The sequence below is a fragment of the Paenibacillus sp. 1182 genome, assembly GCF_017833915.1.
Lineage (GTDB): Bacteria > Bacillota > Bacilli > Paenibacillales > Paenibacillaceae > Paenibacillus > Paenibacillus polymyxa_D.
On the sequence record NZ_JAFICR010000004.1, the window covers coordinates 34,237 to 56,514 of the forward strand.

A 22,278-nucleotide genomic window follows, 5' to 3' on the forward strand; every position below is an offset into this window, starting at 1 on the left:
AACACCCCTTATAATTTTTCCATTTGAGACATCGGCACACCATACTCATTCAGCAGCTTCTTTAGGTGCATGGATAAACGATTTCCCGTGCACTCATATTTACCTTTGGTTACGTCTTCTGGATCTTGATTCCAATGACATAAAACATTCATTTTTTTAAAATTTCGATTTTCATCCAGAATCACTTCACTAACCGATTTAATACGGATTTCAGTACCAACCATACGCATAATTACAACAATCGGAATCGTTTTTGCAATTTTATTTTTCAAGTGCGATATATTTGAATAGTTACTATCTCCTATATACATATCTACACATGCATCCAGAAAAGCTTCCTCATCAAGAGCGTGAGCCGTAAACATATTACCAGAGGTCTTAAAATTTGCACCATACACTTGCCTAAACTCTTGCCCTCTTGATTCAGGTACAATGATTCGACTTGCCGTGGTACGTAGCGCTGCTCGAAGTTGCCGCTCAAACGTAAAGTTCTTCTCTTCATCAACATTGAGAATTACAATATCATGACCTTTAAGAACCCGATCGACATCTGTTTCATTAATCGCCGCAATTACGACTTTACGTTCTTCGGGTTTAGTATAGGTTAATAGATAGTTGATTAAGGTGGTCTTTCCTGTATTCATTTCTCCGCCGATCCCGATATTCGCTTTTCCTTTCACCAAAACGGAAAAAAGCTGATCCAAATAATCATTGACTGTGCCGTATTTCTTCATATTTTCCAAGTTGGGAAGGAAATTTCCGAATTTACGGATGTTTAGCACATAGCTTTCCGATGCATCCGGTATGATAACGTTAACCCGATCTCTGTTTGCCCTGGTCGCTTCAATGCTGGCATTCTCCAAGTTATTCATTTCTTTTTTTGAAAAAGAAATAGCACGAGAATATACGTTATACATATCTTCAAAATTTTTAAATGTTCGATCATATTTGAGCTTTTGACCAAATTTGATATAGTAAATCTCACAGCGAAATGACGGATAAACATACCCATTCACCATAATTTCACCGACAAGCGGATCGTCGTCTAATTCTTGTAAAATCCCCATGCCATACAGCTCCGCATATATTTTTTGCGCAGTCTCTTCAACCTGAGCATCTGAGAGCATTCCATATTGAGCAACCACATATCTAATTTTATTTTGAACATAAGCTCTGGCATCCTTATCCATAGTTGTCTTGTTCATCATTAGTGTGTGATGATCAATTTCAGCGGAAGATCCTTTAGGGTTATCCATACGTCTTTTGACTTCAACTAAAATACTTTCATATAGCTTTTTGTGATTTACAGAATGCACTTTATCATCCATTTCGACATCACTAAGTCCAAACTGTTCAATCAGATTTATACGCTTGCGCAACAGCACTTCTTGACTACATGGATCCAAATATAACAGTGTAACGACCGTAGAGGATGAATCTACAGATAAAAATGTATCCTCACCAACTATCCCTTTATAGATCGTTTTATGGGTATCGTCTGAAACTTCCAAAATGAAATCTTTCACTGAAGGATCAAGATCAAGTTGAACAATGCCCACTGTCTTGTCCTTATGTTTAACTACGATTGGATTTGAAGAAAATTTAACGTTCATCTACATCCCTCCTTACGCTAACTGCTGCCCAATATCTGCAAATACTTTCGCATTTATTGGCTTTGCAGCAAATATGGACTCTTTCTTTTGTAAATCAAGATTGTCTGTTGATTGATCGTCGTATTCAAGTACGCCTACCACCTTCAAATCCAATAACGAATCTTTCAATTTATCATTTACATCTACTTTACTTAGCATATTTTTCATATTGTAAATAACCAGTGTCGGATGCTCGGTTTTGTGGTATTGATTCACGACTCGTAACACTCCGTCCACTTTCAGCAGATTTGCATGATTGTTTCGAAGAACAAGAATCACTTGATCAGCTTCAAACAACGTGTAAACGGTGCCTGCATTGTTGGCTTTAGGTGAAATAACAACAATCACAACCTCGTATAACTTTCGAGCTACTTCCAAAATGGATTCAATTTGAAGGCTTGAAAAACGCTTCACTTTGCCGATGAAGTGAGTTCCACGTAACACGTCAACATCAAGACTTGTTCGAATTACATTTTCACTAAAAACACTTTCATTGAGCCCAGATGAATTTAGATGCGCAAGCAGGTTATCGATACCATGAGTGTCATCTTCTTTTACAAATTCATACGCCAAACATGGATTTTCAAAATCAAAATCAATGAGTAAGACCTTTTTGAACATCTCTTTTTTTCCATTACGTCTCAATGATTTAGCCAAATTGGTTGCTACGTATTTTGCACCATTTCCTTGAACAACCGACATGATCGCGTAGACTTTGCCACTCATCTAAGTATCCTCCCTCTTAACTTTTAACTTGTCTCCTGGTGACAAGGTCGTTACGCCAGGATTAAGCTTTTTGATCTCATTGGCTGTGACATTAAATAATTTTGAAATACTTTCGTATGTGTCTCCTGTTCTAACCGTATATTGAACAGAGCTATCTGTCTTTCGGTCTTCCTGCTCCTTCGATCGCATGTAAACAGGCTTTTCAGCTTCAACCTTTAGTTTCCTTATTTCATCTGAATTCATATCGTATTTTGGTGTAATAACCGTATCCTTTTCAGTGAGGTTATTAAAACGAACGATAAAGATACTCCCTGCTTTTTGGGCGTCAAAATAAGTAACAGCTTCTTTATCAGATACAAGCAAGTCTACAGACTCAACAAGCTGACTTTCTGCTCCTGATGCACTTTTTTTAAAGTTAACATTGACGACTTCTTTCTTATCAAAAATCTCAAAAATCTTATTCCCGATGGTCGTCTGTACAAAGACGCGTACAGCATCCCCGCTTTTAATAGAGGTCGGCATATTAACGGCTTCGAGGCCAAGTTTGAATTTTTTTGATCCATCACTGACACCTGTAGTCTGTCGCTTGGTAACAATTTCATTGGAAAAGATATCTGCGCTCGCCGACTTTCCCTTCATGTCTTCAAATGTTGTAATGTAATTAGGCAGCACCATATTCTTATCCATTTTAATGGCACCAATGTTTTCTGTAGTAAACGCTGCTCCTTCGGAGATATCTTTCTTTGCAACCAGTACGAACACTTTATTTCTTTCATCTTGTTTCGGTGCGTAAACATTTTGATAATAAAACATGCCAGAAGTTGCAACGAATGTGATCAGTAGCACTGTCAACAACAACTTGTTCTTTCCACGCATATAGACACCTCCAGTTGTATTCAAACGTATTTCATTTAGATTTTCAGTTTATATCCATTTTTGAGTGGTTTATAGTCAGCAGAGGGCGAATGGCGTCTTACTCACTAATAGCGATCTGACATGAAGACCTCTTTGAAGGTGTACTTATCTGAAACGCCAGATACACCAAAAAACGTGGCTACAGGTTTTAATATTTCGTTATGCGAGGGGATCGTAACCACCAGTTGAATTAATTCCTTTTCATCACGTCTCACATATTCATCACCAGCTTCTTCAAGACCTGTAACCCCTATAACATCCCTGTCCCCAGGCATCGTATGTGCATCTACGTGTATAATTCCATCTGACAAATTTACAAATGAATATTCGGACACTCTCTCTTTAAAAAGTTGCACATCATCCAGCGTTAATCCACCTTGTCTCTGAGCAAGTTGCGACAGTACATGCACTTCACGATCTAATTTTGTATAGGGTTGTACAAATGTAAAAAAGCCTAAACAGAGAAAAAAAACGATAATGACAAAAGACATAGCAAAAATAGTTTCAATCGATATAAATCCCGATTCCTTTGTCAAATGAGATAAATATTTTTTTATGAATTTCAATCCTCCACACACCCTTTGCATTACATATAAAAAACATATAGTCATTTTGTACTTTTTTTGACTTTATCATAAGGAACTTCGCATTCAAATGTAAAAAAGGTTCTATCTTGTTCTATAAAAAAAAGGTTTTATGTCAACTTTTTAAGCTGTACATAAAACCTTTTACCAAGCCCTAAAATAGGGATTCTATTTGATCTTCACATCATAAATCTTATTGATATTGTCAATGGACCACTCTGTTGTCGCTTGGCTTGTTGTGTAAAATTGAGAGATTGCATACGCACCCAGAGCGATAATCAAACCTGCCACAATTACCGTTTCTACGGAAACATAACCCGCACGGTTTTTTAGTTTTTGAATTACTTTGGTCATTCCTTACACCATCCCTTCTAAATTGAATTCTGTTCATTATTTACGTCAGCGCTGATGATCAATACTGGAATCATAGATTCCATTATTTGATTTTGACATCCATCACCTTATTAATATTTTGCATAGACCACTCTGTCGTTGCTTGGCTTGTCGTATAGAATTGAGAGATTGCATACGCACCCAAGGCGATGATCAGACCCGCCACGATTACCGTTTCTACCGAAACATAACCTGCACGGTTTTTTAGTTTTTGAATTACTTTAGTCATTCTTTATTTCCCCCTCCCTTCAAAGTTGATTTGCATTTTATTCAGGTATTATAGACATTGATTTTCGTTTTACTACTCACTTCCATGTCTACTGAATGAGATCCAATTCCTTTCTTATGGAATTGGCGTTTCTTTAATGGTTACATTGTAGATTTTGTTAATGTTATCAATGGACCACTCTGTTGTTGCTTGGCTTGTTGTATAGAATTGTGAGATTGCGTACGCACCCAAGGCGATGATCAGACCCGCCACAATTACCGTTTCTACAGATACATACCCCGCACGGTTTTTCAATTTTTGAATTGCTTGCTTCATTTTATTCATATTCTAATGTCCTCCTTTGAAATGTTTTTTAATTTTTATTTATGCTTGTATGATATGTAATGTCGTTGACTTTATAACACGAAAAATAGACATAAAGCAGGGTTAAACCACTTTATGTCTTGTAGAATTATTTTTTATATTTTTTTAATTGAGTAGAAGATAGAAAAATGCCAATACCATGTATGGGCCAAATGCGATATGTCCCTTGAGCTTTTTCTTTTTGAGCAAAAGAAGGAGAATTGAGACACAGGCTCCTGTCAAAAACGTAACCAACAAATAATTGAGAAGTAACCCACTTCCTAAAAACATTCCTAATGAAACGGACATCTTTACGTCACCTAAACCGAGTTGTTTGGTAAGCACAAAGATGAGCCCAAATACAAGTAAAAAATACAACCCACCTTTGACGAACACCGCCCAATACTGACTATTATTAAGAACAAAAACGACTGCCAATATAAACAACGCCAAATTATATTCATTTGGAATAATGTGATATTTCAAATCAATAAAAAAGATGGAGGATAAGATCGAAAAAGCTAAACATACCAACAATAGATTTAATGAATAAGGGTGTTTAAATACAAATACGATCCAAACGATCGCATTTAGCAGCCCAGCATATATTTGGCTATTACGATCGATCTTGAAATCTTTTTTACTGCTATATTGGTTTAGACCAATCTGGGTCAATATCGACAATAATGTCATAAAAATAATTGTCATGTTATTCCTCTTTTCTTATTTTGGATATACCTTCGTGAAGCAAATTAATCCAAACACATTTGCATCAATCTCTCCCAAAATCGCTCCACCTTCCGAGAAACCCAATGCACGATTTCCATTCGTTTCTTCTCCAGATAAGTCCGATAAGATGATGTTCGATTTTTTAAAATCCACGGTTACGGTTGTGCCGATTGGTGCATCTTCGGGAAGTGTAATGTATCCCGTTAATTCTGAATCGCTTGAAGGGGTCAGAGAACCTAAGAGAACTCGCTCATAATCATCTGCTTTCAACTTCAGTTCGTATGACGCAGCCTTCAACTGTACATGGGTATTAGTGTTTATTAATGAAAACTCTATATTTCCGCCTGCCGCCATCGGCATATTAGTCCAAGACCATTTCATAGGCATTAATTTCGTATACTTAGGAAAGTACAGAGGATTAACCACTTTGTTCAGTGTGAATATCAATCCATCCTTTGCTGGTTGTGGATTGTTTGTAAGTTCGGTTTGTTCACCCGTTTTAAAAGATACTTCTAAAGCCGATATCGATTTGATGGTAATAAACTTATTAAAGAAAATTCCCTTTGGCTTGACCTCTGTGTAAACAATGACCGTTGGATGTTTAATTTCAAATTTAAAACCTTCCGGAGTCGAGAATTCTTTTGGAAGATCATTTTCTTGATTCACAATAGAGACTTTCACAATAGGTACACCCGTAATGTAAGAATTCTCTTGAGGGTTTAAATTAGCATCAAGTCCATAATTTTCACTTAGAATTCGGTTCACGACATGTTTCACTTCGTCTTCCTTAAATTTTAAATCCCCATTGCTGGCTGCCGTTTTTTCTATTTGCATGGCTCCTGCTGATGCTGCCGCATCATTAAAATTTTGAAACTTATCTTTCATACCATATAAATACGTCATCTCGATCATATGAAAAATAAAAAAAGGTAAAATAAAAGACACCGCAAATATGACTAAAACACTCACAAAACCCTTCTCATCTCTGATCTTTTTTAATCGCTTGAACAAATTACCTCCTCCTTACTCATCATCATTCAAACGAAATCTTTGTACCGATATCTACAGACAATATAATAATTTTGTCGCCTGTGAGTCAACGAATTTCAGGTTTGATACGATCTGACTCAACTCAAACCGAATACGACCGTTTTTCCTCTACGTTAAAGGACTGTTTTTATATAATGGGTAGGGAAGGATGTGAGTTTTATGAATGAGCGATTAATGAAATGGTATGTAGCAAAAAAATCGGAGCAAGCCATTGCAAAAATGCCTCATCAATGTAATGACTGTAATCAAGTTGATCTCGCTGTTCGTCAAGTAAGCACGCTCTATTTACTCGGATACGTACTGTCAGGGGTGTTAGTGGGGTATTGGATTGCGTGGATTTTAGGATTTTTAGTCACGCTAATCTGCTTTTTTATTAATGTAAATATTGCAAAAAAGCGTTGTAAGCATTGCGGATCAACAAATGTCCATTTACACCATGTTGGGAATTAAGATTCCTCAAGTGAATGTGCCAATGGAAACGGAGAAATAAATGTTTAGCATGCAGAAGAAAACACAATGTTGAACAATAGACTTAATGAGGAAGGTTTCACATTTTGGCGTATAAAATAGCAAGAAGCCTTTAGCACATATATAGCTAAAGGCTTCTTTGTTTATAATATTTATATATTGGAAATTGGTGTTAATGCTTTGAATCTCGTTCCAAATGGAGAGTCTTCTTTTGCAATTTCATTTGAATGATACAATTCTTCCAAAGCATCCAAAATTTCATGAACTGACATCATTCGCCCCATTGCCTTGCTAATTTCCACATTCTTTTTAGGAATGGTATCTACAGAAAGAGGCAGAGAAGATATCAATACGCTTCTCAACTTTTCGCCAACACCACCAAAGTCATCCAATTCATCAAAAGGATGTCCCGAATGAGGAGAGGCCGTTTTGGTCGTGCGTACTCGAATATAAAATGTCTTTTTTAAGGTTGCTGATGAAACAAATGCATTTCCCGTTGGCAAATCAGGCAATCGGGCAAACTGCTCGGCATTTAAGTTTGTCTCCGTTTGTATCATCTTCATATCCGATTCAATGCCGGTTCTAAAAATAAACTTAACATTTAGCATGGATGCTATCGTTTTATCTAACAAGGCTGGTCGCTGAGTACCCAGCACCAAAAATACACCGTACTTCCGAGCTTCTTGACTCACTTCTCTCAAGATCGTTTTCGTAGGGTTACTTCGCTCGCCTTCAGGTGCAAAAATATGAGATTCATCGGTAATGATGAAGAACGGTGGAAATTTTGCAGGCATATCAATTCCTTGATGATTAGCTCTCCAGTCCTGATACGCTCTGCGTTTTCCATACAACTTACGCGTAACATAAGAAGCCAGCATCTTCAGTTGGCTAACTTTACCCCGAATAACGGCTAATTTCCGCTTCAACATACAAGCTTCAATTTTCGAAATATCGTGGTTGAAAATGTTTGTTTTATTCAACTGGTCTAACCGCCAGGCAATTGCCTGCAATGTAGGCAAGCCAGAAACCTTATCTCGAAATCGTTCATATAGCGCAACGGACTCGGCAGGCAGACTCTCTTGATTTCGTTCGTGTTTAGGCAGTTCTTGAAATTCAAAGGCTCTTTTGAGATCGGCTATTCGGTTACTTAAAGTTGTAAAACTATCATTTTTCTGATGAATAGATTCAATGGCTCCCCGCATAGGCATGGTTAAGTCTCCGACGAATTCCAACAAATATAGCAAATCCTCTGTCATTAATTCGCTAAAATTTATACCTATATTTTCACCGATGTAAAATATCTCATGTTTTGCTGAGAAATCATAGATGTGCTCATCCGATAGCCCTGGTGTGGGCACTTTAAATTCAAGTTCATTATGCGGATCAAAAGCGACCCCTGGGATGGAATAACGCATAATTTCTTCACAGTAGACACGAAGAGCATTCGTTTTACCGCTCCCCGTTCCACCGAAATAGCCAATGCCTGGATATTCCCTAAGATCATAGTGAGAGATAATAAACGGAACACCTTTTTGTGGGATAATGCCTTTACCACGTTCATATAGGGGAATCAGGTTGCGAAGATAATCAGGTAATAGTTTCTGAATTCGTTCTGTCCCTCGTATAATCCCAAGTGAAAATCCCTTATTCGGATGGGTAGGTATGAGCAATTCTTCAACATCCTCAAACCCTGGAGTTGCGACAACACTATGAGCTGTAATAGGCATTGTGATCTCATCTAACAATTTTACCTTGGCAATGTATATGGATGTACCTTCTTGGATCATTTCTAACTCTTGTAAGCTCTGAAAAACACAACTTTCTGCTGAAAAAGTACCCGTAAATACCTGCGGATACAGTTTTGTCTCAATAACTTCAGCAATGAGATCTCCATTCATTGGATCCTTAATCAACAAATATTCGTCTTGTACTAATCGCCGTTTTACTGACGCCACACTTACTTCCTTAGGGGTTGTCCGTCCTACGACATACATTTCTGGATTCATATCGGTATCTCCCTTCCCATTTTAGTGATTGATCTCCTATTTCGACACATTATAAATTTGTTATGCATAAAGTTATGATATATGTATGAAACATATATGATATTTTCAAAATGATTTACTTATGATTGATGTATGATTGATGAATGGATGCCGATTTTGATCATTTCAATCGGCATTCATCCTTATTGTATTCTTGTTGTTACTGTACGGCCTCCGTGTTTCTTAAAGTGATAAGCAATATCGCCTATATTGGCTAAGTATTCATCATGTGTCACCATAATGACCTGACGATTAAAGCTTGAACTCACCTCTAACAGAAACTTTGCCACTTGCTCCGAGTATCCCTTTGATACATACTTTGAAGGTTCGTCCAGGAGCATTGGAGCCGAATTTTTATCTCCAATGAGTTGTAGCATAGAGGTATGAATGGAAATCGCCACAATGTCCGCTACGCCTCCACCCTCTTCTTCCGCAGGATCCGTTTCAATTTCATAGGTTTCGCTTTCTGCTATTTTTGTGACAAAGTTCGCCACCCATTGTCTTGCCTGCTCTTTCAGTTCAATTTCAAGCGACATATGATCACCCATAATAAAGCGCAGCGCATTGGTTCCCATCTCTTGTAGAACATCTCTGGCTTGAGTTCTTGCCTCTTCAGCCGCTTCAACGATCAAAACTTTTTTTAATTCTACGTTTTCTCGTTGTTTAAGTAACTTTTTTTGTGACTTCTCTTTATCCTCCTTGCTTTTCTGTAGCTGTTGTAAGAGCGCACTATCCTTATAAAAGATGCTTTTCAAATCATCCAAGAGACCTTTTGCTTCTGAGACCAACATTCGATTTCCCCCTTTCGTTTAAACCTGTATTACCAATCACTTGATATCTGGCATTAACTATTGGAGCATTTTATATCGCTCAAGCAATTCAAACGGAATCATACCTTCAATTTTTTCGAGTGTTCGCTGAATTTCAATTTCTATTTCACGAACTTCCTGTTCCGCTTTTTCGGGCGTAGTTCCCAATAACTTGAGTTCACTCTCATTGTCTTTCAACTGTTGCTCGTAAGCGCCTTTTTTGGCTATGGCTTTCATTTTAAGCTGCTCAGAAGCCTTGAGTGCTTTTTCCGTTCGCTGTAACTTAGCAATGAGTTCGTCATTATTTACATCATGATGATGTTGTGTCATTTTGATTCGCTCCTTCGTATTTAATAAGATGATGCAGCAGCATACTGACCTACAATTCGACTCACCGTGACTTTATCAATCGTTCCATGACAAACAGGACAGGAGCCTGCTTCTTCAAGCAACGTTTGATAATTACCAACTAATACAGCCGTCTCCTTGCTTTGCTTTTCGATAACTCGATCTTCTGCCGATAATTGATCTTGGATTTTTCTTCGGATGACCATTTCTTTTTTAATATTCGAACTCCGTGTTACTTTCTCTGTGAAATTATCAATAAGTTGTCGAGCGGTTTCAATTTCCGCCGTTTGATCAAGCGTTTCTTGAATGTATGAGAGTTTGCGAGCAACCTCATTTCGAGATAAGACTAATCGCTTGGCACGTTCTGACTTTTCCTGTAAAACATCACGACGATTGAAGCCTGTCTTCATTTCTTCCAAAAGCTTATAAGCCTCTTCAATATGTGTAGTTGCATGTATAATTTTGTCTTCATCCTGAATCAAGGCTATGGTTTGCTGACGCTTCGTTACTAACTGCTTGATACCCAAACTTTGCTTATGAGTATTTAAAATCGTAGCAAAAAGTCTTTCTGCTTGATGCGTATCTCGCAATGCGTATAATGACTCCTCAAGCAAGTTATATCGATTTTGAAGACTTGTTCGTTTTTCAATTGATGACGATAGTTGTTTATGTTTCACATGTTGTATTTTTACTCTTTCAAACATAAGAGCGATCTCTTCGATAGAGGAAAGTTTTGCAATAATCTCATCATTCTCATGCACAACCACTTCCATCCCTCTTCTTTTTTCAAGTGTCGCAACAATCCGATCTTTTCGATCTGTCCATTGATCGATTTGTTGTAACAACACTTCAACCTGGGAGATGATGTTCTCTAAATCATTCAAATGCTCATATTGCTTTATTTTTTCGTCCAATTTTTGAACATCTGCCTGCGTTCTTTTCAACTCATCATTCACTTTGCGATCCTCAGCTTCGAGTTCTCTCGTCACAGCATCCGCGTAATGTGTCCCATAAATCGCTCCAATAATTTTCGCCTTTAACGGGGCTGAAAAATGATCACCAATTAAGAACCAGCCCGTCCCCTGTTTCATACTGTTCAAGTTAAACTGCAAATCTTTATCGATCACAAAGGGATTGTAGCCAAGTATCTTTTGAACCTCTGGCAAAATTTTTGTATTGTAATATACGACTTCACCTGTTGAAGGATCGGTTATTTCATAACCATTCCTACCGTTTTTCTTTTTCTCCATAATTCGGGAAACAATAAACCCGTTGGACAAAAAGAAAGTTATCTTCGCGTAACCAGCCCCTCTTTTAATCACCCGCCGACCGGATGGCTTATTTTCGTACATCCATTGAAATCCTCGAAGGATAGCTGTTTTACCTTGTCTACTCTCACCTACTAATACATTAAGCCCTCGCGAAAACTCAAGATCGGTGTACTCATGACTTTGGAAGTTTTCAAAGATGGCGCGAACAACAACAGCATCTTTAAGTGTCTCTTCAAAGTTTTCACTTATTTCGCTTTTTTTCTTACTGACTCGATCAATCACATCATCTCTAATTTCACGCGGCACTTCATCTGTATCCGCCAAGTCACGTATAATCTCAATAATATCTGTTGATTTTGTGAGCCCCACATCTCTCACGGTCTTTTTTAGTTGCGCAATACGACCTTCACGTTGGACACGTTCAACAATTTTATCGCGATTAAGGACTAAGTCTCCCTGTTGTGCTGATTTTAAGAAATACTCTTTAAATCTAATTCCATGTGCCTTCGTAATGTCCATAAGCAATACTTTAGGTTTACGTTTCATTTCTTTAAGATCATTAGACATGCGAGGAATGGCACCAGGATTCACAAACCATTTACCATCGATATTCGTTAAAGGGAATCCAATATGGTCATGACCGCTAATCGTAACGTCCGCTTTCGTGTGTTTAATATGATCTATAAGGGTGTGACGAAACATGTCCCCTTTACTCTTATCCGTCAAATACCCATGTACCATATGGATATGGAAATCACCCAGCTTTTCTTCAACAATATAATCATCAATGTATTCAGGGGAATCAATGTCCAAATGATAATGGGTACCCGTAACCGCTACGGTAGCACCATCTTCTGTCGTAAAAAAATAAGGTTTTTCTTTTGTTGCAAATCTCATGAGCCCTAAACGGTTTAAAAAACCTATCATCGTTTTGGGCAATGTCTTTAAGTTATTACCATATAACTCATGATTCCCTACAATCCCGATGAGTGGTGGCATTTTGTTTTCAAGTTTTTCAAGCTCCTTGTTGACATCGTCTCCAGTCCATAGACTCATAACATCCGCTACATACTCGAATGGAGGACTTGGACCGTCCAAAAAATCTCCTGGCTGTAAAAAACCACTTACACCCAACTTTTTTCCGATTTCAATAATCTCCATTGTTTTTCTTCGCTGCGTTAGACCGTAGTCTTCATCCATTCGATTTTCAGGCGCGGTAACACGTTCATGTTTATCACCAAAGTATAGTAAACGCATATATTCCCATCCTCATTTACAAACGATTTTCTTGTAGATAACTTTCCAACAATGTTAGGTCAATAGCTTGCGTAGCAAGCACCTTTGCCACAATGTCCAAAACGAAGCGAAGTGTCACGACCCAAGTTTTACTATGTTGATAAAACCAATTATCACTACGCTCTTCATCTTTACAAATAAGCACATGCTTGTATTTCAGGTTCGAATCTTTCCCGTAAGTACGAAAAGCCTCGATCACTGTGTTCGCATAAGGCATTTCGGTAAGAGTGGTTTTGACACGGTCATTTTCATACCATAGTTGGAGGTCTCTCGTTTTCAGGCCACGATGCTGAAAAATAATTGTTTTGCCTTCGACTTCAAATTTTTTCTCAAGTAAATTTTTCTTCCGTAATAAATCGAGAAATGCCATATGATCCATGATCCAAGTTCCCCCACTCTTTCTGTAGTCCCCTTCTGACAACAGTTTTTGATCCATCCATTGTCGGATGGTACAGACAGCTACACCGTATATTTCGTGTGCCTCTTTCGTTGTTAGCACTTTATCTACACTTTTCTCCATTTTTATAGCACCTTTTTTCAGTCCATTTTAATAATTTAATTGACTATAGTCTATATCTAATTCGCTATAGTGTCAATTTTTTACGCAAAATATTTTTAGAATAAAAAAAGCACTACCTTGAATAGTAGTGCTTCATTTTATTGTTTAGCCATTTCATGCTAAAGAGCTATTAAAAAACTGAAATGTTTTAAAGTACACTAAAAAAAGAGTCAAGAAGCGGCAACTTCTCAACTCTTTAGTGGATCATATAGGCGATCCAATACCAATAATTGCAGGACGTAATCTTAGCCAGTTTGCATAACAGTATCATTGGGAGGAGCACGGTAATCGTTGAAATAATTACCCGTTATCCTTTTTACAACTATTATTAATCTCAGGAAATATACCGATCAAAAACTCTTTAAGTCTTTTAGAATGACGTTGACGTTGATATACACCATAATAGAGCTTATATTTTATTAAAAAAGGCTTTGTTACTTCTGAAAGTATTTCTTGAGGTGCTATTTTCAATTTTTGCAGCACGACATATCGAAGACACAATTTTAACCGATGCTGCAAAACTTCTTTATCTCCCCAAAAACCATGAGGCAATTGAGCTAATTCCCCTTCGACTGCTGCATCATAAATATTTATGATTACTTCATCTTCATATCCGATCTCAGGAAATACTTCGATGAGAAACTCGTTCAGTCCTTTGGACTGACGTTGATGTGCATAATAAAGTTTGTATTTCATTAAAAATGGTCTTTTCACTTCTAACAGTATTTCATGAGGTTTCATTTTTAATTTTTGCAACACGACATAACGAAGACATAGCATTAATCGATGCAGGTTATCTTCTTTATTGTGTCCCCAAAAACCCTTAGGTAATCTAACTAATTCACCTTTGAGTGCTGCATCATACATGTTTATAATAGATTCATCGGTATATTCAACCTCAGGAATTATATTATTTATAATATGTTCATCTGTATATCCAACCTCAGGAAATATATCGTTTAAAAGCTCTTCCAGTCCTTTGGACTGACGTTGATATACACAGTAAGAAAGTTTATATTTCTTTAAAAACGAATCTGTCACTCTCAAGTGTATTTCATGAGGTTTCATTTTTAATTTTTGCAGCACGATATAGCGAAAACACAATTTCAATCGATGCTGAAAAACTTCATCTTCTCCCCAAAAACTTCTTGGCAGTTTAGTTAATTTCCCTACTGTTGCTGCATCATATATGTTTATAATATCTTCATCTGTATATCCAATCTCAGGAAATGTATCATTTAAAAGCTCTGTAATTCCTTTAGACTGCCGTTTATGTGCATAAAAAAGCATATACTTCATGAAAAACTGCTTTTTTACTACAAAAAGTATTTCTTGAGGATGTATTTTCAATTTTTGCAGCACGACATAGCGAAGACACAGCTTTAACCGATGCTGTACCTCTTCTTCATGATTTCCCCAAAAACATGGAGGCAATTGAGCTAATTTTCCTTCGAGCACTGCATCATACGTGTCTATAATCTCTTCATCTTGATATTCCATCCCAGGAAGTACATAGCCGATCTCAGGAAATGTATCGTTTAAAAGTTCGGTAAGTCCTTTAGACTGACGGTGATATACACCGTGATAGAGACTATACTTGGCTAAAAACATTCTCTTCACTTTGAAGAGTATGTCATGAGGTTTCATTTTCAATTTTTGCAATACGACATAACGAAGACACAACTTTAATCTGTGCTGTACCTCTTCTTCATCGTTTCCCCAAAAACCATTAGGCAATTGAGGTAATTCTCCCTCGATGACTGCATTATACATGCTTATAATATCTTCATCTTGATAGCCGATTTCGGGAAATATATCGTTTAAAAGCTTTTTTAGTCCTTTAGTCTGGCGTTGATATACAATATTGAAAAGTTTATATTTCTTTAAAAACGAAGTTGTCTCTCCATAGAGTATTTCTTGAGGATGTATTTTCAATTTTTGCAGCACGACATAACGAAGACATAACTTTAAACGATGCTGGATCTCTTCTTCATGGTTTCCCCAGAAACCCTTAGGCAGTCTTGCAATTTTCCCTTCAATGACTGCATCATACATATCGATGATATCTTGATCCTCTTTAAATGATACAATAGTCCCTGTTTCCATTTGCTTTTATTCACCCCTGACACAACTCATAAATCGAAGCAACTTTTATTTATGATTTCTTATTTTAACACAATTTATGGGTTGGGTTGTAACGATACTCACCCTTGGTTACATTTTATCCGTACAATCTTTCTTGATCTCTTTCAACCCGTACAGGAGAAGGAAGTACAAACATTTGAGTAGAGGGAGGGTCTATCGCTCGGAAATGAGGATACTTGCTTGTTATTAACCTATTCGTCGATGATTCCTTTCGTTTGAGAATTTAGAACATCATCATTCTCAATTGGTTTATTTTTCTTACGGCAATTTTTCGACAAGAACTTTTGCCTGTCAAGTTTACAAGTAGTCTAATATTTTAGATTTCAAACAATGAGCAACTTGCTGAATGAGTAAGGGAGGTACAGAAGAACAAATTTCTTTCCAATCCACGCACTTGTAATCGTCGGTAAATGTCTGGAGCCTTTTGGCTTCTTGTATTGATAACAATCGATCTGTTTGAGGATGAAAGGGGCGTGTTGTTGAATTGGGCAAACGATAGTAAGGTTCTTCCCAACGATCTCTTTTGTAATAAGCAGAATGCAGCGGAAGATCATGTTGTCGTATAACCTCTTTTACATCAGTCAGAGAACAACCAGGAGGAAAGTATTTCTTTGTAATTTCTAATCGAAAGCGGCTTGGCTCTACATCAGAAGTTGTTTCAAGCAGATCCTCTATGGCTTCTTTGGTCGATACAGTTTTTTCACATACTTCTGGAAAGTCAGGTTTAATTTCAATATCTTTTCGCACCCCAATCCAAAAACTCCATAGCTTCTCTTGTGGAATTCGATAATTAGAAGCCTTCAAGGTTTCCATTTGTACTTGATAGCCAATACCCTTCACTAATGCAAGCAGTTCATTTGCAAATAAAACATTCTTGCCGTGATTCCATTTTCCTTCGGTATGAAATACAATAATTTTGGGTTTCAGTCGATAAGTAAAACGTAGCACATTCATTAAAAATGTATTTTGTCCATCAAACTTGTTCTTGATTTGTTTTCTGGGAAGATATACGTCCAGGATATCAATGTCCTCTTTGATTTTGGATTGGATCTCTACGATATCAGACTCAGACATGGATTCAATGGGCTTATTTAGAGTAGCTATACTCGGGAAGTTCATCCAATGAACTAAATTACTTTTAGAGCTGCTGTCCATGGACCTAACAACTGTAAATCCCGCAGAAACATAGCCCAACGTACTTCCACCAATGCCCCCACACAATACCATTACATTGTAGTTTTCTTGTTGGGTGTTTTTTTGATCTGTTACGGGAATATTTATCATTTACCAAACCTCCCTTTGTTTTTTAACTTGCGGCTACATCATTTTTGCTTAATCTCCCCACCCTTGCTATATAATCAGGTTGCAGATGGATCGTTTTTAAGCATTAGTGTTTACTGGTACTTATACTGTAAATTTTAGTTTGCAGCTTTCTGAATCATAACCCGTTCTTAATGGAATACCCTTTCAGCACCTTCAAATCCAAAAATAAAAAACCTCTCCAAAAAAGAGAGGTTAAATCTACTTTTTAATTTTTCTCAAGTTACAGTGAAATACTCTTCCCTGTTGGTACTGAAGAGCATTTTTCCCGTATATAGGGGGTTTAAGATTTATTCCGAAATTCTAATCCAATATGATTACATGGTACACTATTTTTGCAACAATTAGCAGCATACTTAGATTTCAAATAATCAATCCATATAAAAATTAGAGGATGGTTGCGATGAACGATTTTATCAAATCAGCAAAACAGATGATGGAAACAGACTTAGAATTAATTGAAATTTTAAGAGAGTATAAAAATGAATTAGGTATAACCCCTATATCCCAAACTCTCTTATCTAAAAAGCTTAGAATTTCCCAATCCAATGTATCCTATCGCCTACGAAGACTTATTAAATATGGAGCAATTGAAAAAATACGACCAGGGCAATATCGGATCATAAGCGAAGATGTCAAACATACCCCTTATGGATTAGTATTTCAATTAATCGCTTTCTTAGAGAACCACGTTGACAGCTATCGAGATCTGACAGCTCAAAGCGAAGCATTAGGAGTGAAATTATCCGATATTCAGCAAGCATGGGGATTTATCAATAACAGCTTCAAAAACTAATTGTGCGAGTAGGGTGCAGGTAATCTACTCTGCACCATTGCACATTTTAATAGCTTGCTTCATACGGCGAAAATCGAAGACCAAACATTTGTTACACAAGTCAACTAATTTTTCTACATTTCTTCAGTTGACGCATTTTCTCCTTTACCGCTTCGCTTTCTTCTTCGTTTATACTCACCTTCATAATACTGAGTCATCACAATTTTATGTACAACATACCCTGCTCCCGTTTTATAAACCAAGCCACAATCCAAATAAGCTTGTAGTTTCGCCTCATTTCCTTCTTTCGATAGACAATCCCTTTTAATCGTACCAGGAGATAGATTATATTCTTTCTCCAATTCACTGGATGCTCTAAATTTATTGCTTATATCTCTACAATAAGGACAAACTTTTACATCTCCTACGGCTATTGGATATTCTTCGTCATAAGAACGATCACAGAGTCCGCAGCGATGGCTCGGAACTTTTTGAAAGTTAAAAATCGTTTGTTCTGTTTTATTAATCTTTTGATCAATGTTATGAATAAAAGCCTTGAGTTCAAAGTCTACAGGGTCTAACTGTGTTAAGAAGTCCTTGGTTTGTTTAAGTTGCTCAAGCCCTTTTTTATATTGGCTAACGATATCATCCATATCGATACCTCCTGCTTAATCCGAATATAAAATAAACATATAATATAAGGATTAATATTACAAGCCTCAATTCACTTGTTCATTATAAGGATTAAACAATATAGTTTGGGGATTAAATCCGCGTGGAACATTCTCCGTGGAACATTTTGTCTTCCTCAACAGAAAAATAGGGGGAAATTCCCCCTATTTTTATCTACTGAGATCATCACAATCTATTTTGTGGATTAGTTATTCGTATCAAGGATTAAAACTTTGATACTGATTTTGAACTTACTTCTTTTTCGGATTAATTGTTCTAAATGAGGATTAAAACCCCGTGGAACATTCGTCGTGGAACAATTTAGCTTCCCCTTGAGGGTCAAAGACGGAAAAATCACCGATTTGAGGTACCATTGGAGTGTATTACAGATCGTCCCAGTCGTTATCCTGTGATGCCTTAGTATATGTGCGTGGTTTCGCCTCGAATTGATCCGTAAGCGTGTCATTAAGAGCTTCGTCAGAGAACGGACGAATCCACGGCATGGAATTAGAAACGCCCTCATACGCAGCGGGAAGGCCCATGAGTCTTAGCCTATTGTTTGCGATATGGCGAATATACCCTCTAAACTCATCTAAATCAATACCTTCAATCCCATCAAGCACATACTCAGCCCACTCTGTCTCATGTCGAACTGCTTCATCCATGAAGTTGTATACAAAGGTTTTGTTTTGTTCAATGTTTAACTGAGGAAAGTCAATCAGAAGTTGCTTATACAACTCTGCAAAGAAGTAACAATGTTGGTTTTCATCCCTTTGTATATACGAAATCATCTGACTGGTTGCCAACATTTTTTGATCTCGTGCCAGATTGTAAAAAAATGCGAAAGCAGCATAGAAGAAGATTCCCTCCAGAACCATATCGGCTACCAGTGCTTTAAAAAACGTCTCTGGCGAGGGGGACTCTCGAAAGGCTTGATATGCATCTCGAATGAATAAGTTTCGTTTCAAGAGAATCGGATCGTTCTTCCAATACTCAAAAATCTCTAATTGTTCCGTATAGGATACAAGGGAAGAAAGCACATACGAATACGACTGATTGTGAATGACTTCCTGCTGACCAATAATAGCCGCAACAGCCTCCAGGGACGAATCTGTGAGGTATTCTCTAACATCCCCTACAAACATCGTTTGCATGGAATCTAAGACCGCCAGAAGCCCAATAATGCGCTTAAACGTGTTTTGGGTGTTCGTAGGGAGCATTGGAAAGTCTGATTTATCTACATTCATTGGAATCTCCGATGGAATCCAGTGATTTCCGATGAGCACACGATACAGCTTGTACATCTGAGGAAGTCGTATGTCATCCCAATTTAAAATGCCTGAACTTTCTCCTTCAATAATTCGATTGGATTTATTTTGAGCAAAAATATTAAAAATCTCTTGTTTTTTCATATCTATTTTATCTTCCCTTCTGTTTTTTTTAATTGATGTTACAAACCAATTCCATTTTTGGGGAGTCAACATTCTTATTGACAGGAATCACATTCGTCAACGGTTAACGCTTGGCTTCGAACATAATAAGTTGTTTTCACACCAGACTTCCATGCTTGTAGATGCAGTGCAAGAAAATCTTTCGCTTTGATATCTGGTCGAATATACAAATTAAAGGACTGGGACTGGTCAATATGTCGCTGCCGCGTTGCATTCATCCGAATTGAAGCAAGTTGATCCAACAAAAATGCATTTTTTCTGTAATATTGAAGGGTTCTCATATTCAAGTCAGGGGCAGGATTTGCAATTTTATAGGTCGTTTTCTCTTGATACGTTAACAATTTATAAATCGGATCAATGGAAGCCGTTGTACCTGCAATGATGGATGTCGATCCTGTCGGTGCTATGGCAAGCAGATAACCATTTCGAATGCCCTGCTTTTTCACCTGGTCAGCAAGCTCTATCCATTGCTCGGTAGTCACAAACTTGCCTTTCCGTTTTCCTGACGTATAATCACGATCCGAAAAATACTTGCCCGTCTCCCATTCAGACCCTTTGAACAACGGATAGGACCCTTTTTCTTTCGCAAGCTGCATTGATGCTTTAATAGCTAAATAGGCAATCCATTCATACAGATGATCGTTGTATTCATTCGCATCTTCGGATTCCCACATGATCCCGAGCAAAGCGAGCAAGTGATGCAACCCTGAAGTTCCAAGTCCTATGGCACGGTATTTCTGATTCGTGTGCGTTGCTTGCAATACATCGATCTGGTTCAAATCAATCACATTGTCCAGCATGCGAATCATAATAGGGATCAAACGTTCGAGTACCCCTTCTTTTACCGCTCTGGCTAAACTGATGGATGCCAAATTACATACCACAAAATCTCCGGGTCTTTTAAGGGTCATAATCATTTTTTCACCATCAATTTCAACCAATTTTTCTTCGGCAACCGTTGTTGCACTCATGTTTTGCATAATTTCAACACACAGATTGCTTGAATAAATCATGCCATGTGCCTTATTCGGGTTGGCACGGTTTACCGTGTCACGATAGAACATATAAGGCGTTCCTGTTTCAAGCTGTGCTTTCATCATTCTTTTCATAATGTCGATTGCAGGTAATGCAACACGGCTGAGTAAAGGATGATCTACGCATTCTTGATATTTTTGTCTAAACGTTCCATTCCCTGGTTCCTCATCATAGTAATCTTCTAATGACCAACCCATAAAAGTACGAACTTCATGTGGGTCAAATAGATAAAACTCTTCTCGACGTTCAACCCGCTCCATAAAGAGATCTGGAATGCAAACTCCTGTAAAGATATCATGAGCCCTCATCCGTTCATCTCCGTTATTCAGTTTCAAATCCAGAAAAGCAAGTATATCTTTGTGCCAAACATCCAAATATACAGCAATCGATCCTTTGCGAGTACCCAATTGGTCTACGGATACTGCTGTATTATTCAATTGGCGAATCCAAGGAACCAGTCCACTCGATTTGTGTTCATAACCCCTAATTTTTGCACCACGGGAACGAACCTTGCCGACATATACACCAATGCCCCCACCTACCTTACTCAATCTTGCAACATCTGTATTGCTGTCAAAAATAGATCGTAGGTCATCGTCGACTGTGTCAATAAAACAGGATGATAGCTGTCCGCCTTTCGCTTTTCCTGCATTGGACAGGGTTGGCGTAGCGGTGGTCATATATAAATGACTCATCGCCCAATAAGCTTCTTGAATATAGGAAAGTCGTTCTTTCCGTCCGCCAGGTAAGAAGTCGTCGGTTGGTTTCCCTTTTTCATCAAGCATCTTTCCTGCGTCAATCATTAAATCCATTGCAATCAACATCAGACGCTCTTGAGGTAATTCCATGGTTTTTCCGTCATAGTCAGAGGCTAAATATCTTTCCTGAAGAGTCACGATCCCGATGTAATCAAAGAGTTTATCTTTTTTGTAATCGATTGTTTCTTCAAGCTTTAATAGTTCTTGTTCCGTAAACTCCTCGATGAGTTCTCTTTTGTATATCCCTCTGCATACTAACTGCTTAATAAGCGTAGAAAACGACCCGTAAGGTTTGGCTGGATAGGATTTATAACCCCGATGAAGAGCTGCCTCTTTGTAAAGCTTGTTTACATAAGCAGCGGAAGCTATATATGTCCAATCGGGTTCCTCAATGGAAATCAACTCAACGGCTGTCATATAGATGGTTCGGGTAATATCCGCAGCATTTATTTCCTCCGTCTTTAGCTTGGCAAGTACCAGTCGATACATCCGGTTGCCATCTAAGTGTGGAAAGTCAATCATGTATCTATCAATCGATTCTTTTAGTCTTTCTTGATCAAATTTTAATTTTCGGTTGTTTGGTTTAAGTACATACTGAATATGAATCGCCCCCTTCTAAATTTCGAGTTTCATATTCTATTCAGCAAAAGATAATTTACAAATCTATTTATGTTGAATTTTAATTAACTACGTTGACTACATGTTT

Annotated in this window: 21 protein-coding genes; 2 read left to right on the top strand and 19 right to left on the bottom strand. The window is 37.6% G+C overall.

The features are described from left to right. Window positions 1-8: 8 nt before the first annotated feature. The 9 genes from JOD82_RS08355 to JOD82_RS08395 form a co-directional block, all read right to left on the bottom strand. The gene (locus JOD82_RS08355) at window positions 9-1,613 is read right to left on the bottom strand and encodes an ATPase, T2SS/T4P/T4SS family (RefSeq protein WP_209948181.1); all 1,605 of its coding nucleotides are present in this window, start codon (window positions 1,611-1,613) and stop codon (window positions 9-11) included. Between the two features lie 12 nt (window positions 1,614-1,625). Then, the gene (locus JOD82_RS08360; RefSeq protein WP_209948183.1) at window positions 1,626-2,378 is read right to left on the bottom strand and encodes an AAA family ATPase; all 753 of its coding nucleotides are present in this window, start codon (window positions 2,376-2,378) and stop codon (window positions 1,626-1,628) included. Then, entirely contained in the window at window positions 2,379-3,254 is an 876-nt protein-coding gene (locus JOD82_RS08365) for a LysM peptidoglycan-binding domain-containing protein (protein WP_209948185.1), read from the bottom strand. Window positions 3,255-3,358: 104 nt separating this feature from the next. Beyond that, a complete protein-coding gene (locus tag JOD82_RS08370) occupies window positions 3,359-3,859 on the bottom strand; it encodes a hypothetical protein (RefSeq protein WP_209948187.1) in 501 nt (166 codons plus the stop codon). Between the two features lie 186 nt (window positions 3,860-4,045). After that, window positions 4,046-4,231 (bottom strand): hypothetical protein, encoded by a 186-nt coding sequence (locus JOD82_RS08375; RefSeq protein WP_209948189.1) that lies wholly within the window; start codon window positions 4,229-4,231, stop codon window positions 4,046-4,048. Window positions 4,232-4,313: 82 nt separating this feature from the next. Beyond that, on the bottom strand, window positions 4,314-4,499 hold the full coding sequence (locus tag JOD82_RS08380; protein WP_209948190.1) for a hypothetical protein: 186 nt from the start codon (window positions 4,497-4,499) through the stop codon (window positions 4,314-4,316). Between the two features lie 114 nt (window positions 4,500-4,613). After that, entirely contained in the window at window positions 4,614-4,823 is a 210-nt protein-coding gene (locus JOD82_RS08385; protein ID WP_013385882.1) for a hypothetical protein, read from the bottom strand. Window positions 4,824-4,967: 144 nt separating this feature from the next. Beyond that, window positions 4,968-5,549, bottom strand: coding sequence for a prepilin peptidase (locus tag JOD82_RS08390; RefSeq protein ID WP_209948192.1), 582 nt, complete (start codon window positions 5,547-5,549; stop codon window positions 4,968-4,970). A 15-nt stretch (window positions 5,550-5,564) separates the two neighbouring features. Continuing rightward, window positions 5,565-6,581: a TadE/TadG family type IV pilus assembly protein gene (locus JOD82_RS08395; RefSeq protein ID WP_209948194.1), complete on the bottom strand. Its 1,017-nt coding sequence runs from the start codon at window positions 6,579-6,581 to the stop codon at window positions 5,565-5,567. 198 nt (window positions 6,582-6,779) lie between these two features. Between JOD82_RS08395 and JOD82_RS08400 the strand changes: the two genes are divergently transcribed. Further along, the gene (locus tag JOD82_RS08400; RefSeq protein WP_209948196.1) at window positions 6,780-7,070 is read left to right on the top strand and encodes a hypothetical protein; all 291 of its coding nucleotides are present in this window, start codon (window positions 6,780-6,782) and stop codon (window positions 7,068-7,070) included. 170 nt (window positions 7,071-7,240) lie between these two features. Here the strand turns inward: JOD82_RS08400 and JOD82_RS08405 are convergent, their stop codons facing one another. From JOD82_RS08405 to JOD82_RS08435, 7 genes are all read right to left on the bottom strand, one after another. Continuing rightward, window positions 7,241-9,094 carry an ATP-binding protein gene (locus JOD82_RS08405; RefSeq protein ID WP_209948197.1) on the bottom strand — a complete coding sequence of 618 codons (1,854 nt, stop codon included), beginning with the start codon at window positions 9,092-9,094 and terminating at the stop codon, window positions 7,241-7,243. Between the two features lie 182 nt (window positions 9,095-9,276). After that, on the bottom strand, window positions 9,277-9,924 hold the full coding sequence (locus JOD82_RS08410) for an OLD family protein (RefSeq protein ID WP_209948199.1): 648 nt from the start codon (window positions 9,922-9,924) through the stop codon (window positions 9,277-9,279). Window positions 9,925-9,981: 57 nt separating this feature from the next. Continuing rightward, entirely contained in the window at window positions 9,982-10,272 is a 291-nt protein-coding gene (locus JOD82_RS08415) for a hypothetical protein (protein ID WP_209948201.1), read from the bottom strand. Window positions 10,273-10,292: 20 nt separating this feature from the next. Next, window positions 10,293-12,818, bottom strand: coding sequence for a metallophosphoesterase (locus JOD82_RS08420; protein WP_209948203.1), 2,526 nt, complete (start codon window positions 12,816-12,818; stop codon window positions 10,293-10,295). A 16-nt stretch (window positions 12,819-12,834) separates the two neighbouring features. After that, the gene (locus JOD82_RS08425) at window positions 12,835-13,377 is read right to left on the bottom strand and encodes a helix-turn-helix domain-containing protein (protein WP_209948205.1); all 543 of its coding nucleotides are present in this window, start codon (window positions 13,375-13,377) and stop codon (window positions 12,835-12,837) included. Window positions 13,378-13,716: 339 nt separating this feature from the next. Further along, a complete protein-coding gene (locus JOD82_RS08430; RefSeq protein WP_209948207.1) occupies window positions 13,717-15,522 on the bottom strand; it encodes a DUF4046 domain-containing protein in 1,806 nt (601 codons plus the stop codon). 336 nt (window positions 15,523-15,858) lie between these two features. Further along, window positions 15,859-16,845 carry a DNA cytosine methyltransferase gene (locus tag JOD82_RS08435; RefSeq protein ID WP_209948208.1) on the bottom strand — a complete coding sequence of 329 codons (987 nt, stop codon included), beginning with the start codon at window positions 16,843-16,845 and terminating at the stop codon, window positions 15,859-15,861. Window positions 16,846-17,284: 439 nt separating this feature from the next. Here JOD82_RS08435 and JOD82_RS08440 point away from each other — a divergent pair, with 439 nt between their 5' ends. Beyond that, window positions 17,285-17,677, top strand: coding sequence for a winged helix-turn-helix domain-containing protein (locus JOD82_RS08440; protein WP_209948210.1), 393 nt, complete (start codon window positions 17,285-17,287; stop codon window positions 17,675-17,677). A 113-nt stretch (window positions 17,678-17,790) separates the two neighbouring features. On the opposite strand, the gene JOD82_RS08445 is transcribed toward JOD82_RS08440, so the two are convergent. From JOD82_RS08445 to JOD82_RS08455, 3 genes are all read right to left on the bottom strand, one after another. Continuing rightward, on the bottom strand, window positions 17,791-18,309 hold the full coding sequence (locus JOD82_RS08445; protein ID WP_209948212.1) for a hypothetical protein: 519 nt from the start codon (window positions 18,307-18,309) through the stop codon (window positions 17,791-17,793). Between the two features lie 402 nt (window positions 18,310-18,711). After that, window positions 18,712-19,740: a ribonucleotide-diphosphate reductase subunit beta gene (locus tag JOD82_RS08450; RefSeq protein WP_209948214.1), complete on the bottom strand. Its 1,029-nt coding sequence runs from the start codon at window positions 19,738-19,740 to the stop codon at window positions 18,712-18,714. Between the two features lie 74 nt (window positions 19,741-19,814). After that, window positions 19,815-22,172 carry a ribonucleoside-diphosphate reductase subunit alpha gene (locus JOD82_RS08455; RefSeq protein WP_209949111.1) on the bottom strand — a complete coding sequence of 786 codons (2,358 nt, stop codon included), beginning with the start codon at window positions 22,170-22,172 and terminating at the stop codon, window positions 19,815-19,817. Window positions 22,173-22,278: the final 106 nt, after the last annotated feature.